12 protein-coding genes are annotated in these 14,735 nt (G+C 38.9%); 1 reads left to right on the forward strand and 11 read right to left on the reverse strand.

All coding sequences use genetic code 11. The features are described from left to right. Positions 1-109: 109 nt before the first annotated feature. The 6 genes from CTY48_RS02535 to CTY48_RS02560 form a co-directional block, all read right to left on the reverse strand. Positions 110-1,066, reverse strand: coding sequence for a flavodoxin family protein (locus tag CTY48_RS02535; protein ID WP_099466946.1), 957 nt, complete (start codon positions 1,064-1,066; stop codon positions 110-112). Between the two features lie 95 nt (positions 1,067-1,161). Next, positions 1,162-2,136, reverse strand: a complete 975-nt coding sequence (locus tag CTY48_RS02540; protein ID WP_099466947.1) for an ABC transporter permease — start codon at positions 2,134-2,136, stop codon at positions 1,162-1,164. Positions 2,137-2,146: 10 nt separating this feature from the next. After that, positions 2,147-3,622 (reverse strand): sugar ABC transporter ATP-binding protein, encoded by a 1,476-nt coding sequence (locus CTY48_RS02545; RefSeq protein WP_099466948.1) that lies wholly within the window; start codon positions 3,620-3,622, stop codon positions 2,147-2,149. Positions 3,623-3,855: 233 nt separating this feature from the next. Continuing rightward, on the reverse strand, positions 3,856-4,350 hold the full coding sequence (locus CTY48_RS02550; protein WP_099466949.1) for a PTS sugar transporter subunit IIA: 495 nt from the start codon (positions 4,348-4,350) through the stop codon (positions 3,856-3,858). Positions 4,351-4,369: 19 nt separating this feature from the next. After that, positions 4,370-5,839: a glycoside hydrolase family 1 protein gene (locus tag CTY48_RS02555; protein ID WP_099466950.1), complete on the reverse strand. Its 1,470-nt coding sequence runs from the start codon at positions 5,837-5,839 to the stop codon at positions 4,370-4,372. Positions 5,840-5,865: 26 nt separating this feature from the next. After that, positions 5,866-7,263 carry a PTS transporter subunit EIIC gene (locus tag CTY48_RS02560; protein WP_099466951.1) on the reverse strand — a complete coding sequence of 466 codons (1,398 nt, stop codon included), beginning with the start codon at positions 7,261-7,263 and terminating at the stop codon, positions 5,866-5,868. Positions 7,264-7,457: 194 nt separating this feature from the next. Here CTY48_RS02560 and CTY48_RS02565 point away from each other — a divergent pair, with 194 nt between their 5' ends. Continuing rightward, a complete protein-coding gene (locus CTY48_RS02565; RefSeq protein ID WP_099466952.1) occupies positions 7,458-8,297 on the forward strand; it encodes a MurR/RpiR family transcriptional regulator in 840 nt (279 codons plus the stop codon). 103 nt (positions 8,298-8,400) lie between these two features. On the opposite strand, the gene CTY48_RS02570 is transcribed toward CTY48_RS02565, so the two are convergent. The 5 genes from CTY48_RS02570 to CTY48_RS02590 form a co-directional block, all read right to left on the reverse strand. After that, on the reverse strand, positions 8,401-9,423 hold the full coding sequence (locus CTY48_RS02570; protein ID WP_180272619.1) for a sugar ABC transporter substrate-binding protein: 1,023 nt from the start codon (positions 9,421-9,423) through the stop codon (positions 8,401-8,403). 98 nt (positions 9,424-9,521) lie between these two features. Further along, on the reverse strand, positions 9,522-10,967 hold the full coding sequence (locus tag CTY48_RS02575) for an ATP-binding cassette domain-containing protein (RefSeq protein ID WP_099466954.1): 1,446 nt from the start codon (positions 10,965-10,967) through the stop codon (positions 9,522-9,524). Positions 10,968-10,980: 13 nt separating this feature from the next. Beyond that, positions 10,981-12,024, reverse strand: a complete 1,044-nt coding sequence (locus CTY48_RS02580) for a sensor histidine kinase (RefSeq protein ID WP_099466955.1) — start codon at positions 12,022-12,024, stop codon at positions 10,981-10,983. A gap of 12 nt (positions 12,025-12,036) precedes the next feature. Next, complete coding sequence (locus CTY48_RS02585) at positions 12,037-13,641, reverse strand: response regulator transcription factor (protein WP_099466956.1); 1,605 nt, start codon at positions 13,639-13,641, stop codon at positions 12,037-12,039. 176 nt (positions 13,642-13,817) lie between these two features. Continuing rightward, positions 13,818-14,732, reverse strand: a complete 915-nt coding sequence (locus CTY48_RS02590) for a sugar phosphate isomerase/epimerase family protein (RefSeq protein ID WP_099466957.1) — start codon at positions 14,730-14,732, stop codon at positions 13,818-13,820. Positions 14,733-14,735: the final 3 nt, after the last annotated feature.

Consider the following 14,735-nt stretch of genomic DNA (forward strand, 5'->3'; position numbering starts at 1 on the left):
AGCCGTTTTCTTTCATTTTCATTTTTAACTTGAATAGCAATTATTTTTAATTAAAAAAGACTTTTTAAAATGGTATGACCTTGTAAAAGCAAAAATCATGCCCTATTATTTATTTAGGATAGTCTTGATAGTATTCTTTTAATATTTTCAAATTAGGTAACTGTCCAGGTCCCGCTGCTCTTGTTTTAATTTCTGTAGAATGCTCTAACTTTCCTTCCCAATATAATCTGGACCTATTACGCTCCTTTTCGCTAAAATTAGTCTCAATTCTATTTCCTACAATTTTCAATTCTCCACGGATGCCACATACCGGACATTCTATATAGGTTTTATCCTTTGAGACTGTTAACATATCACAATGGCATACCGGACATGCTCCCTCTTCTTCCCCCCTCCATTTAATTCGTTCTTCCTTTGCTTGTGCTGCAAGAGCTTCTGCAATATTTTGCCCCATTCTCTTTGCTCGTTCCATCTCCTTCTCATTTCCCAATACATGTTCATAAGCCATAGCCCCAAAGTACTCATGCATATCAACTACATCAATTCCCATAGACATGGTAAACTCATACATGGTAGGCAACATAAAAGACAGCCAGTTTTGCGTCATTGCTCCTCCGACAGATAAGAGCGCTCCTACTCTCGGTTTAAAGCTTCTTTCATCCGGGAGCTCTTTTATGGATTTTCCCGCTTTCAAACCTTCTTCAAAGGCAGATTTCCTAAATGTAATATCATGAGAAGGTCCTATTCGATCACATACCGTTTTAAATCTGCCCGTTGGTGAAAGTACATAGGTAGGTGAGCCTATAATTATGGCATCGCATTCCATTAATGCTTCATCAATAATATAAAACTCATCCTTTAAATGACATCCTCCCTTTCCTCTTCCACTTATCATCCCTACCACACAGGCAATGCAGCCTGTACATGGCTTTATATCAAGGTCATCGGCACGAATAAACTTTACTTCATTTCCTGCCTTTTCACATTCCATAAGTGCAGCCTTAATCATTACCTCCGTATTTCCCATCTTTCTTCCAAATGATATTCCTAATACTTTTTTCTTCATCCTTATTCTCTCTTCCTTCAGAAAAGGAGCAAACCATAAACCGCTGTTGCTCCTTTTTCATATCTAAATTATTCTTTTATCATATTATTCTTTATTTAAGCTGCCTTTGTGGAAACTACTTTTTTTACCTTTGCCTGCTTTTGATAGGTGTCATAACCGATTGCCAGCAGAAGAATAATTCCTTTTACAACATACTGCACATAGATTCCAAGTCCAATCAACTGCATTCCGTTTGATAACACTCCCAGAATTAATGCACCGATAATAACGCCCTTCACTTCACCCTCTCCGCCGATAAAGCTGATGCCTCCAAGCACGCAAGCGGTAATCGCGTTAAATTCTGTTCCTGGACCCATTGTTGAGTTTGCAGAGCCGGCTCTTGATACCATTACAATACTTGCCAGAGCGCCGAGCGCGCCGCAGATAATAAATACAATCAATTTAATATTTTTTACACTTACACCCGCAAGTCTTGCTGCTTCCGGATTTCCTCCAGAGGCGAAGATGAAGCGGCCAAAATATGTCTTCTTTGCAACAAAATCGACTATAATTGCAACTACGATCACGATGATAACAGGAACCGGAATTGGTCCGATATAGCCCTGACCGATAAATTTAAAGCTGGCATCCAAATCATAGATTGCTTTGGAACCAGAAATCAAAAAGGAGATTCCCTGAAACATTGTCATGGTTGCCAATGTAACAATCATCGGGTGGATTTTTAACAGGTTTGCAGCAAAGCCGTTAAATGCTCCAAGCAGTGCTCCGATACAAAGAGCAAGCACGATAACAAGCGGCAGCGGTAAATTCATCCACTTTAAAAATGCCCCTGTACAAACCGCAACCACTGACATAAGCTGTCCGATGGAAAGATCGGTTCCTCCGCTTATCATAACAAGTGAAACACCGATTGACGCGATAATTAAGTATGCATTCTGTTTTACAACGTTTAAAAGATTGGATGTAGTTAAAAAATTCTCGGATAAAAGGGCAAATAACAGACAAAGCCCAACTAAAATAAGCAGTAACACATTTTTTTTCAATACTTTTTGAATATTCATGGTATTCATATTCTTCCTCCTAATCAATTGAAGCTAATTCTAATATCTGGTTTTGAGAAAACTCATCTTTTTGAAGCTCTCCCGATACTTTACCTTCACATAAAACAATAATTCTGTCTGACATTCCGATTAATTCCTCCATATCGGAGCTAATCATGATGATAGATTTTCCCTGTTCTACCAACTCTGACATCAATGTATAAATCTCATGTCTTGCCCCGACATCAATTCCTCTTGTCGGCTCATCAAAAATAATAATATCGGAATTGCCGGCAAGCACCTTTGCTAAAACAACCTTTTGCTGATTGCCGCCGCTTAAATTTCCTACTTTTTGCAAAATAGTCGGGGTTTTAATATTTAATCTCTCGGAATATTGTTCTGCCTGCTCTTTTACCATTTTGTCGTTAACGATAAATTTTTTGGAAAGAGCCCTGATATTGGAAATTGCAATATTCCATTCGATTGTCATGTTAAGAAAGCAGCCCTGCCATTTTCTGTCCTCGGGAATTAATCCGATTCCTCTTGAAATTGCATCTTTTGGAGTTTTAATATCTACTTTTTCACCATTTATGAATATTTCTCCTCCAAATTTCTTATCTGCCCCAAAAACAGCTCTCATCAGCTCTGTTCTTCCTGCTCCTACCAATCCTGAAAAGCCAAGGATTTCTCCTTTATGTAATTGGAAAGACACATTATCATTTTTAAAGCCGTAGAGGTTTTTTACTTCCAATACGATGTCCTCTTTTATACATTCTCTTTTCGGATACGTTTCTGTCAGTTCTCTTCCTACCATCAATCCAATCAAAGCTTTTCTATCTGTTTCATTTGTATTTACCGTAGTAACATATTGCCCATCTCTCATAATCGTTACTCTGTCTGTAATGGTAAATAACTCTTCCATACGATGTGATATAAATATAATTGTAACATTTTTCTTTTTCAAGGTCCTTATAATATCGTATAAATGTTCTACTTCTGCAACTGTTAACTGTGCTGTCGGTTCATCCATCACAATGATTTTTGCATCCTTTGAAATTGCTTTTGCAATCTCCACTAATTGCTGGTGAGCCGGGGTTAAGTCACGGACCAAAGTCTTAGGATTAATATTGATGTGATAAGGCTGAAAGATATCATTCGTAATCTTTTCCATCGCCTTATAGTCTACCAGACCTTTTCCCTTTGAACCAAGGCAAATATTTTCTGCTACGGTTAAAGAATTAATCAGGTTGTATTCCTGATAAATAACCTCGATTCCATGCCCCCTTGAAATCTTTGGACTCATCTTTTGATAGGTCTCATTTTCCACGGTGATGGTTCCTTCATCATTTTCTATGGCACCGGATATTACTTTAATCAAAGTTGATTTACCTGCTCCGTTCTCACCAAGTAAGGCATGAACTTCACCTCTGGAAAAATCTATAGACACATTATCCAATGCTACAACACCGGGATAACGCTTTGTAATATTTTTCATTGATAATACTATGTCTTCCATATTCCTTCCTCCTATTTTTATCAAAATCTCTTTCTTATGAATACGATTATACAGAGAAAGTATTATCACAACAATGTGTGTCCCTTTTAAATAAGTGTAAAATTTTTCGATTTTTAAATTTATCAAAAAACAGGAATGTCGCACTCAGTAATGAGTGTGCAGTTTCTTTTCTATACAAAAATAACAGTCAGACTTCGAAAAGTCTGACTGTTACTATATAATTTGGGTACCGTTTATTTCACAGTATATGAAAATGCCTTATTCTCTATTGTAACATTACTATCTAATTCTGATTTAAAACCGGTAATGTCATCCATATTAGTCACAATCATTGGAATTGATAAATCATATCCCTTTGACTCAAGATACTTCATATCAAATGTAATAAGTTTTTGCCCACGTTTCACTTTTTCACCGTTTTTAACAAATGATTTGAACCCTTTTCCTTGCTCTTTTACAGTATCAATTCCTATATGAATAAGCACTTCCACTCCGTCATCTGTTGCAAGCCCAATCGCATGACATGTATCAAATACTGTTAAAACTGTTCCATTGCACGGTGAAACCACTTCGCCTGAATTTGAAATAAATGCAACTCCATCACCCATAATTTTCTGAGCAAACATCTCATCTTCAACTTTTTCAATGCCTATAAGTTTTCCGTTTGTTATGGAATACAAATTACCAGGTTCATAAGGTAAATCTATTTTCTTCTTGAAAAGCCCCATAATAGTTTTCCTCCAAATTTTATCTCATATCTTTTCCCCAGTCCTTACCGTTAGACTTGATAAGTTTTGAATACCAATAAAATGAGTCCTTCCTAATACGTGTCATACTAAGCTCAGACACATCCTTGCAATTAATCAGTTCATCATCCGTTGTATCAATATATACGATACCATAACGCTTCTTGATACCATTTCCTGTTGATAATAAGTCTGTAAATGACCAAGGATTATATGCAATAACTTCACAGCCATCTTCAATTGCTAAACCGACATTGTAAATCTGATCTCTTAAGAAATCAATTCTTGCGGTATCATGAACCTGTCCATCCTCATCTTTCGTTTCATTAGCACCAAATCCATTTTCAGTGATCATCATTGGAAGTCTGTAATGATCCCAAAGATATCTCAATGAAAATCTGATTGCTGACGGATCAATTTCCCAATCCCAGTCAGTATACTCAACATATGGGTTTGTACATAAAGCGTAAGCTCCCGGTACATTTGGCCATACCATCTGACCCTTGATACCATACTTATTAAGTCCGTATTCGCGACTTTCACTATCTGGCTTTGACGCCACTGCTGTATTACTTCTATAGCAGTTAACTGCTATAAAATCAATTTTTGCCTTTTTCATAAGTTCAAGATCTTCCGGACGAATATCTGGATGAATATCATTGTCTTTCCAATACTTTCTGACAAATCCACTGTAATCACCATATACGTATGTATCATTCCATATCTTCTCTGTAAACTCTTCTGCATTCATTGCAGCTATCTGATCTGCCGGGTCACAAGTATTTGGATAGATTGGAACATAGCCTGGTACCGGTCCGATTTTACCGCCTTCAACCATTTCGTGACAGTTGATAACTGCTTTTGCATGACAAATGTTCATAATATGGTTAATATCCCACTGCTCTCTGAACCAATCCGTACAGCCTTCACTTGTTCCAAGCCAGTGTCCATAACAAATCTGCATATTCTGCTCGTTGATTGATAACCAATACTTTACTCTGTCACCAAAATTCTCAAAACATACTTTACAGTAATGTTCGAATGCATCAATCGTCTTTCTGCTTCTCCAGCCGCCTAGCTCTTCATATACCCATACAGGTAAATCATAATGATAAAGAGTCACAATCGGAGTAATATTATTCTTAACTAATTCGTCAATAAGGTTGTTATAAAATTCAATGCCTTCCGGATTAACCTTTCCATCTGAATATGGAATGATTCTTGACCATGAAAGTGAAAATCTATAGGAAGAAAATCCACATTCAGCCATAAGTGCCACATCTTCTTTATATCTATGATAATGATCTGCTGCTATTGAATTATCTGCATAAGGCTTTTTCTTCTTGCTGTTTAAATCTATCATTGCCGGTGTTCTGCCGCCTTCAGCAACTCCACCTTCAACCTGCCATGCGGCACTTGACGCGCCCCACATAAAACCTTCTGGAAATTTAGGGTTTTCTTTGTAATACATATATATCTCTCCTTAATATTTTATTTTTATGCCTTTATGGCACGCTTTTTTTCTTCTCTCTTGCCCAAGAAAAATGTAACAAGGAATGACACTGCCACTGCTAATACCATAACAATTATAGAAACAATAAGATTTCGACCTGTTCCGTCTGGATTAATATAAGCAGGAATTGATATAAATCCAGGTGTTGATACAACATATTGAGTCATTCCAAGAAGACCTGCAAGAAGTCCTCCAATACCACCACCAATCATCGCTCCGATAAGTGGGTATTTCTTAACGAATAAAACACCATATACACCAGGCTCAGTAATTCCGCAAAGTGCAGTAATTCCAGCACCTGTAGCTATACTCTTGTCTTCTGCGTTTTTCGCGATAAGTGCTGCTGCAAGGCAAGCGCCACCAACTGCTACATTCGCAGGAGCCATTCCTGTACAAATAAGCGGATCTGAACCTATCTCTGCAATAAGCAGGAAAAGCACTGGGTAAGTTGCATTGTTCATTCCAAAGAAAACCATAAGTGGTGTTGCAATACCAATTATCATAACTGCAATGGCCGGAACAGCTCTGTAAATTGCAAGTACGCCATCTGCAAGCCAAGTACCAAATGTATTTCCAATCGGTCCTAATACGATAAGAGTTACAGGAACTGTAATCAAGATTGTAATCAATGGAACAAAAATAGTTCTTAGGTAAACCGGGGTATGTCTCTGTAAAAACTTATAAACAACGGACATAAATAAAACACCTAGAATAACCGGAAATACAGTTGAGTTGTAAGCTATTTGCTGAATTTTAATTCCAAGGAAACTAAGTCCTTCTGCATTATTAATTGTTGAGAATAACATTATCGCAGCAAGAAATGCTCCAAGGTATCCATTCGAACCAAGCTTATTAGCCGCTGAAAAGCCTATAAAAATTGGAAGGAAATAAAAAGTTGCCTGGTTAATTGCATATAATACAACATATGTTCCATCCGTATTTGATACTCCAAAGAATGTTGTAAGGAGAGTTAGTACTGCTCCTGTAAGACCACCTGCAATAAGAACCGGAATAACCGGTGAAAATGTTCCGCCAATAAACCCCATTATTGTGGATAAAATGTTACTTTTTTTGTCTTTCATATCCTGCTTTACAGCTGCATCATCCTGAATAGAACCACCTATTTTAATACCGTCGTGTTTTTTGAACTCTTCAAAAAGTGAAGGAACATCTTGTCCAATAATAAACTGATACTCTCCTGATTGAACAATTAGATTCATAACCCCTGAAATCGCTTTTGCCTCGACTTTGTTAATCTTTGATTCATCTCTAAGTTGAACACGTAAACGTGTCATACAATGTGTAACATTAGTAATGTTACCTTCACCACCACATACATTAATTATATCCGTGCAAATCTGTGCATAATCTTTTTTTGCCACTATGATATACCTTCCTTCTCCTAATTTTGTTTTGGTCTGCGCGCATTGATCAACCTTGTATGCATAGTATATCAAAATTAAATTTATTACGTGTTTCAAAATTTGAAACCAATAACGAACTATCAAAACACTTAAATTTAAAAATACTGTTGTTGTTTGTTGTAACGCTTAATTAATTAAGTTATAATGATTGCATGAATATAAACAATGATAATCAACAAAACACATTTAGTTTAAGAGGTTTTAATATTGTATCTTCAATGCTTTCCATAATTAACCATTCTGATGAAAATGACGTTAATTATACGTTGGCTAACTACCTCTTAGCACACATTGACACTTTGGATAGTATGAGCATTTATGATGTTATTGATGACTGTTTTGTATCAAGGAGTACAATTCATAGATTCATAAAAAGTATAGGCTTCGATAGCTTTACTCATATGAAAGATAATGTCAAACGTTTGCGAATTCATTCCATGGCATTTATAGACTTTGTCAACCAACCTACTTTTAAAGATTCTATTGTTAAGTCTATGGATGAAATGTTAAAAGATATTAATAGTACGATAGCCGCTCAAAATATTGAGGAACTCGTTGAAAAGATTTTTTCACGCAGGAACATTGTGATTCTCAACGCAGATACCTCAAGTTCTTCAGCAAAGGAATTTCAACTTGAGATGGTCTCTATTGGCAGACTCATTAAGCTTGTAACCAATCTCTCTAGTAATACAGGTATTCTTAATGCTCTTACCGAAGAGGATTTGCTTATAACCTGTTCTGCCTCCGGTAATTATGCCATAATTACAAAAGATGATGTCAAAGATGTGAAAGCCCACAAAGTTCTTATAACTTTGAATCACGCAAAACAGCTCAATGATTACTATGATGATATTTATTTTTTAAGCAATAATTTTCAAGCCTGTGAATATATATCCAATGGAATGCAGAATGTCTATACGCGATATGGAATTAACTATTTTTTTGATTTACTTTTTAGTATCTATGTCCAAAACTATTATGTAAAGAATTAAGTAACAAAGCAGCCACGTAGTGACATCTTCCACTTGTATTCGTGCGCATAAATAGAGTAGACGGCAGTTGATTATTTCAGCTGCCGTCTACTCTATTTATTATTTATTGCTGTTGCAAATCATCTGCCGTAATTAATGTTGTCTCACCTAAATATTCTGCCTCTACCTTGTCCGCTTGTCCGCTTAAAATCAACTGGCATGGTACCCACAAATCAGCCCACATGGTATCGTAATCGCCTAAGGATACAACACCTCTCACGATACTGATATCTGTCTTTGATGCACCAACGTTTGCGAGTACTTCCGCACTTACGTCTGAACCAAAGGTTGCCTTGTCACTTGTCGTTAAGCCGCTGGATGTAATATACGCATTTACACCGTTTGACATTCCTGAATTATAGCAAAGAATTAATTTTGTGTCCGGATTTGTCTGATACAAATTTTCTGCTGCCTGCTGCGCTGCATCTAATGTATTGCTCTCCGGCTCTATATAAGTAACCTTACATTTTGTGTTTTTCTCAATTTCTTCTTTAATACCTTCTGAGCGCTCTGCTGCCTCCGGTGTTCCTGAATATCCGAAAACAACTGTTTCCACGGAACCGTCTGCCGCATCGGCATATGCCTCATTCACCCAGTTTGAACCTAATGTTGCAATTGCTGTACCGATTTCTTTTTCACTTGCAGCACCAACATATGTGGTCTCGCCGCCCTCAATTTTTGTCGTGAAGGATACAATCGCAGTTCCCTGCTCAATTGCCTTTTTTCCGACATCCTGAAGTCCTGTCGGGTCAACCGCCATAACAACAACCATCTTTGCTCCCATTGTTACAAAGTTCTCAATCTGCTCAATCTGTGTTGTCGCATCGCAGTCAGCTGAAGCTACCTGGCACTCATAGCCCTCTAATTCAAACTTCTTTTGTATCGCATCTGCCAACCCCTGCATAAAATCATTTCCCGTATAGGAAATTGCAAATCCAACTAACTCTTTTTCTACCCCCGTAGAAGCGGTTGTCTCACTTGTTGCTGTACTGCCCGTCTCCGAGCTGTCTGACTTTGTGCTGCACCCTGCAAGCAGTGTCGCTGCCATTGTCACACAAAGAATAACACTTAAAATCTTGTTTTTCATACCATTCTCTCCTTTTACAATGAATTTTGTTAAACTCATTATACGTTTTACCCTTGCCTCAAACAACGAGAGTATCATTTGAAAAGGTGCAAAATTTTTCACTTTTTCATCTCCTCTTGCAGTCCTCCATTTTCATTGACAAAGAAAATCCTGTCACAAAACGGCTTTAAATCTGCCAGATAAGGTGAGGTTAAAATCACGCTGCACCCTTGTGCCGCCAGCTTTTCTATGGCACCAAACAAAATATTCTGCATCAGAATATCCGCATTGGAGCAAGGCTCAATGCATACAAGAAGCTTTGGCTGAAACAGCACCCAACGGGTCAGTAAAATACTGTTTCGGATATAGGCATCAAATGCTTTCGCTTTTTCATTTTTTGCTTCCTTCGGAATCCCCAGCTCCTCCATATATTCCTTGCATAAAAAGTTCAGCACGGAATAGTCGTTTAAAAAATTATATTTGCTCGTCTTCTTCATAACCGGCAAAAACAGGTTATCCATGAAGCTCATCGTATCCACCAAATTCGTATTCGTCATATTTCTTGGAATATAACCGATATTTCGACTGACCGCATCATCAATGTTTTTAGGCGTGTAGGGCTTTTGATTATACCGTATACTGCCTCGTTGTATCTTACATTCCCCGACCAAAGACAGCGCAATCTCCTTATTTCCCAGATTCTCTGCATCATACAGACCGACAACTTCCCCCTTATAAATCTTCATGCTTGCTTCCTTAATCTTCTCCCCACAGCATAAATTCTCTACCTCAAGGCTGTATTCCTCCCCTACATAGGAGGTCCGAGGCATCTCCTTGGGAATCTCATTTCCCAATAGAAGCTGTGTCGCAAGCGCAGTGCTGTAATCCTCCTGGTAAAAGGTTCTCACATTACTTCCTCTTCGCATAATGACAATTTTATCCGAGATATTTAAGTTGAAATTTTCATGGTGGGTGGCATGTAAGATAGCAATTTGATTTTTCTTTAGCTTCAAAAGCAAATTTCTCATTTGAATAATCTCATAATTTCCATAAAACTGAAAAATATCATCAAGAATAATCAGCTTTGCTTCGTTCTCCACCGCTCGAAGAAGTGCCACAACATGCTGCTGAAAGGGTGTTAAGGAACTAATCTGCATGTTCGGCTTAATATCGGGAGCATATTCACTTAATAAAAGCTTTGCACGGTAGGAAAGATTTTTATGGTTGATAAAAAAGCTGCCTTTCTTCTTTCTCGACAAGACAAAAATATTCTCCGCCACCGTCATCTTTTCAACTAACGTGCTCTTGTTTCCGATGCAGATAAGGCGCTGGTCGGGAATAAAGTTTTTCCCAGCCTCAAATATCTTTTTATCCCATATGACTCTTCCCGAATAAAGTGGCACACTTCCGTTAAAATAGTTTAAGAGGAGTGATTTGCCCGCACCTGATAAGCCCATCAAATTTACGATTTCTCCTTCATTGATGCACAGATGAAAGTTATTCAGCAGAAAGGGCTTTTCGTTCCCCACGCATACCTTTTCCATTCTTAAAATCTCTTTTTTCATATGTTTACCGCACCTAACTAACTTCTCTTATTATTTTAGGGATTGTGATTTCCACCTCGGTTCCCACAAGCCATGTACTGGATATCTGAAGTCCATATTCCTTTCCGAATAACAGCTTTAAGCGGTTATTGACGTTTCCTACGGCTATCCCGTTGCTTCCCTTTTTCTTGTCATAGCTCATAACAATCGGAGACTGCTCAAGCTTTTGTTGTATGGCTTCCAAGCTCTCCTCATTCATACCAATTCCATCGTCGGCAACGGTTATAATAAGCCGCTCCTGCGTCGTGACAATATGGATATCAATCGCGCCTTCGCCAATCTTTCCCTCTATGCCATGAAAAATTGCATTTTCCACAATCGGCTGCAGCGTCATCTTCGGCACAATGCAGTTTTTATATTCTTCCGTGTCATCGTGCACATGAATGTGAAAGGTAAACTTGTCCGCAAAGCGGTACTGCTGAATTTTAATATAGTTATAAACATTATCAATCTCTTCCGACAGGCTGACCTGATCATCATCCTTTCCAATGTTATAACGAAAATATTTTGCGAGAGCTTCCGTCATATCTGCAATCTTGTAATTGTCATCAATGAGCGCCTGCCCCCTCACCACCTCCAGCGTATTGTAGAGAAAGTGAGGGTTAATCTGGCTTTGAAGCTGCGCGTATTCTGATTCCTGCCGAAGAACAATCTCCGCATGCTCCCGCTCTATGCTCTTTTTGTATTTGTCCAGAATATAGGTGAGACTGTCTGTCAAAGAATCCTTCTCCCATTCCTCCTCAAGCTTGTAGTCTGCCGCTTCCTGACTCAAGGTTTCCATCGTATCCTCCAATATGCCGATTGGACGTATTACATAGGTTTGAAATACCCACAAAAGCCCACCGAGTGCAATCCAGCCCAGTATAAGAAGCAGCACATACTGCTCCTTTGTAAGTCCGCCGTTTGCATAAATAAGAGAGATTGCGATACCAATGGCGCCAACTGCAATAAAGCCGCCAAACACCCGCCTTGCCCCTTTAAATACCCTGTTTTGAAATCCACTGCTCTTTTTCTTCATATGCCCCTCTTTTTATGTGTACAGCTTCCGGTAAACGGAAGGTTTCAAACCGACTACCTTTAAAAACAGCTTGCTGAAATATCTGGAATCCGCATATCCCACCTCTCCCGCAATGACAGCAATACTGTCCTCAGAAGATTTCAAAAGTTCCTTTGCCTTTTCCATCCTGCACGAGATGAGATAGTCGGTAAAGCTGATACCAAGCTCCTTCTTAAAAATGGTACTTAGGTATGCAGGACTTAAGTTCGTCGCCGCTGCCACGTCCTCAAGCATAAGCGGCTCCTTATAGTTATCCTGAATATATTGCTTTGCTACCCTGACCGGAAGCTGGCTTTTGTTTTTCTTCTCCTGAATCAACTGCTCAATACACTCGAATACTATCTTCTGGCACTCCCTGTTCAGAAGTTCTTCCTTCCAGCACATATCCATCGCAATCTCAAAGCCCTCCTGCAGTTTTGCAATAAGCCTCTCGTCTGCGTTTGTCTTTATCAATGCCTCCACAATCTGATTTTCCAGCGTCTCGCAAAAATCAAATACGGATACCGGAGAATAAAATGGTGTTTGTTGAAACACACTTACCTTCTCCTCAATAAACAAATGAAGTGCCGGTGCATCCAAAACCTCCACGAGATTAATAAGTTTTATTTTTTCACCCTCATTTAAGAGCTGCTTTACATCCACCTTATTGTAGGTGAGCTGTTCCTTATAAATAATGCGGTTCACACCCTTTTTCAGACGGCACTTCACTGCCTCCGTGGCGCCGTTTACGGTCACCTTGACCGCTCCGATGCCGGACACAATCTCTCCTACTCCGAGCGTGATGGAAAACTGGTGAAATTTATTCATTTCATACATCAACTGCTCCAGAAAACGGTTGTACATATCCTCCACTTGCTTCTTCTGGGAGAGGTCGAAATTGATAACGGAAATGACACCGCTCTTCATCGTGCTGTTAATGTATTCATATCCGCTTGCCTTTAAAATAGTATCCAACACATCTTCTACGATGGCAAGTAACCCATTTACCTCATTAATTCCCTGAACAGGAAAATCCACCTTTGCGAATATTGCCTGAAATCCTTCACTGTTAAACTTATACTCGTATTCGCTTTTTAGCTCCTCCTCTTTTTTTGCCTGTCCGTCATACTGCATCACACTTGTGAGAAAATGTTTGTTCATCCTTCTCCTGTTTGTGTACACTTCCTCCTTAAGCTGCTGTTCTGCCGTATCCTTCTGCCTGCTCTCCTCAATTCTCTCAATAATTTTTCCTAATGATTTCTCCAGTTCCTCTTTGTCAATCGGCTTTAGCAAATAATGCTCCACTCCCATGCTAAGTGCCCGATGTGCATATTCAAAGTATTTATATCCGCTGATAATAATAAATTCCGGTCTCTTTTGAAGCTCCAGCGACTTTTGAACCAAAGCAAGTCCGTCATATCCGGGCATTCTGATATCGCTTATTATAATATCCGGCTGTTCACTCTCCAGATACTCAAAGGCATCCACCCCATTGTGAACCATGCCAATGACCTCAAGCCCTAAAGCTTCCCAATCAACCAACTTCTTTATCAGCATGCATACATTCACTTCGTCGTCAGCTATCAGTACCTTATACACGTTTCACTCCTCCTGTTCCTATCATTATATAGTATCTCATTAAACGAGTGCTTATCATTTTTCTTTACATGTCAAAAACCTCTTCTATGCAAAGAAAGGAGAAGCCCCATAACTTCCCCTTTCTGCCAGTGGAGCGAATATTCGCAATCCGCTTCACTGCTTGCTTTATATAATAATTATATCACATATTGCTCTAAATATTTTCGGCTCAGAATCAGAGATTTTTGAATTCTTTCCTCTTCTCCTTCAAATGCCTTGTCCTCCACCTCAATACAAGTATATCCATTATACCCTATATCCGTCAATGCCGATACATATTTTCCCCAATTTACATCTCCAAGTCCTGGCAATTTGGGAGACATATATTGCAGCGGAGTTGCCATAACACCTACATCTGCAAGCTTATCCGCATATACTTTGATATCCTTGTAATGTACATGAAAAATCTTATTTCTAAATTCATAAATTGGTTTAATGTAGTCAATCTGCTGCCACACAAAGTGAGACGGATCGTAATTGATGCCGAAATAGTCGCTGTCAATTATCTCAAATACTCGTCTCCAGTTTGCAGGAGTCGTCATAATATTTTGACCGCCCGGCCACTCATCCTCTGTAAACAGCATCGGACAATTCTCAATGGCGATTTTTACCTTCTTTTCCTCTGCATGTTTCACGATAGAAGGCCAAACCTCCTTCACAAGCTCCATATTCTCGGATACGGTTTTCTTTGGGTCACGTCCCACAAAGGTTGTTACCATGTTAACACCTAACTTTGCTGACGCGTCAATGAGATTATGCAAATGCTCTACATAGACTGCTCGCTTCTCCAAATCAGGGTCCATTGTGTTTGGGTAATATGCCAGGGAGGAAATTTCAACCTTCTTTTTGGCACAGTAATTCTTGATATAAGCAGCTTTTTCATCATCTAGCTGTGCCACATCAATATGGCTTACTCCCGCATATCTTCTCTCTGCCTTTCCCTTTGGCCAGCAAGCCACTTCCACACACTCAAAGCCGTGTTGGGAGGCAAAATCAATCATTTCCTCAAAGGTGTAGCTATCCAAAATTGCACTGACAAATCCTAGCTTCATATT

This window comes from Konateibacter massiliensis (genome assembly GCF_900184995.1).
In the GTDB taxonomy this organism is placed as follows: domain Bacteria; phylum Bacillota; class Clostridia; order Lachnospirales; family Lachnospiraceae; genus Lachnotalea; species Lachnotalea massiliensis.

Bases quoted from the DNA above. Each gene is read 5' to 3' on its own strand.
- CTY48_RS02535 (WP_099466946.1), bottom strand. From the start codon at position 1,066: ATGAAGAAAAAAGTATTAGGAATATCATTTGGAAGAAAGATGGGAAAT.
- CTY48_RS02540 (WP_099466947.1), bottom strand. From the start codon at position 2,136: ATGAATACCATGAATATTCAAAAAGTATTGAAAAAAAATGTGTTACTG.
- CTY48_RS02545 (WP_099466948.1), bottom strand. From the start codon at position 3,622: ATGGAAGACATAGTATTATCAATGAAAAATATTACAAAGCGTTATCCC.
- CTY48_RS02550 (WP_099466949.1), bottom strand. From the start codon at position 4,350: ATGGGGCTTTTCAAGAAGAAAATAGATTTACCTTATGAACCTGGTAAT.
- CTY48_RS02555 (WP_099466950.1), bottom strand. From the start codon at position 5,839: ATGTATTACAAAGAAAACCCTAAATTTCCAGAAGGTTTTATGTGGGGC.
- CTY48_RS02565 (WP_099466952.1), top strand. From the start codon at position 7,458: ATGAATATAAACAATGATAATCAACAAAACACATTTAGTTTAAGAGGT.
- CTY48_RS02570 (WP_180272619.1), bottom strand. From the start codon at position 9,423: ATGAAAAACAAGATTTTAAGTGTTATTCTTTGTGTGACAATGGCAGCG.
- CTY48_RS02575 (WP_099466954.1), bottom strand. From the start codon at position 10,967: ATGAAAAAAGAGATTTTAAGAATGGAAAAGGTATGCGTGGGGAACGAA.
- CTY48_RS02580 (WP_099466955.1), bottom strand. From the start codon at position 12,024: ATGAAGAAAAAGAGCAGTGGATTTCAAAACAGGGTATTTAAAGGGGCA.
- CTY48_RS02590 (WP_099466957.1), bottom strand. From the start codon at position 14,732: ATGAAGCTAGGATTTGTCAGTGCAATTTTGGATAGCTACACCTTTGAG.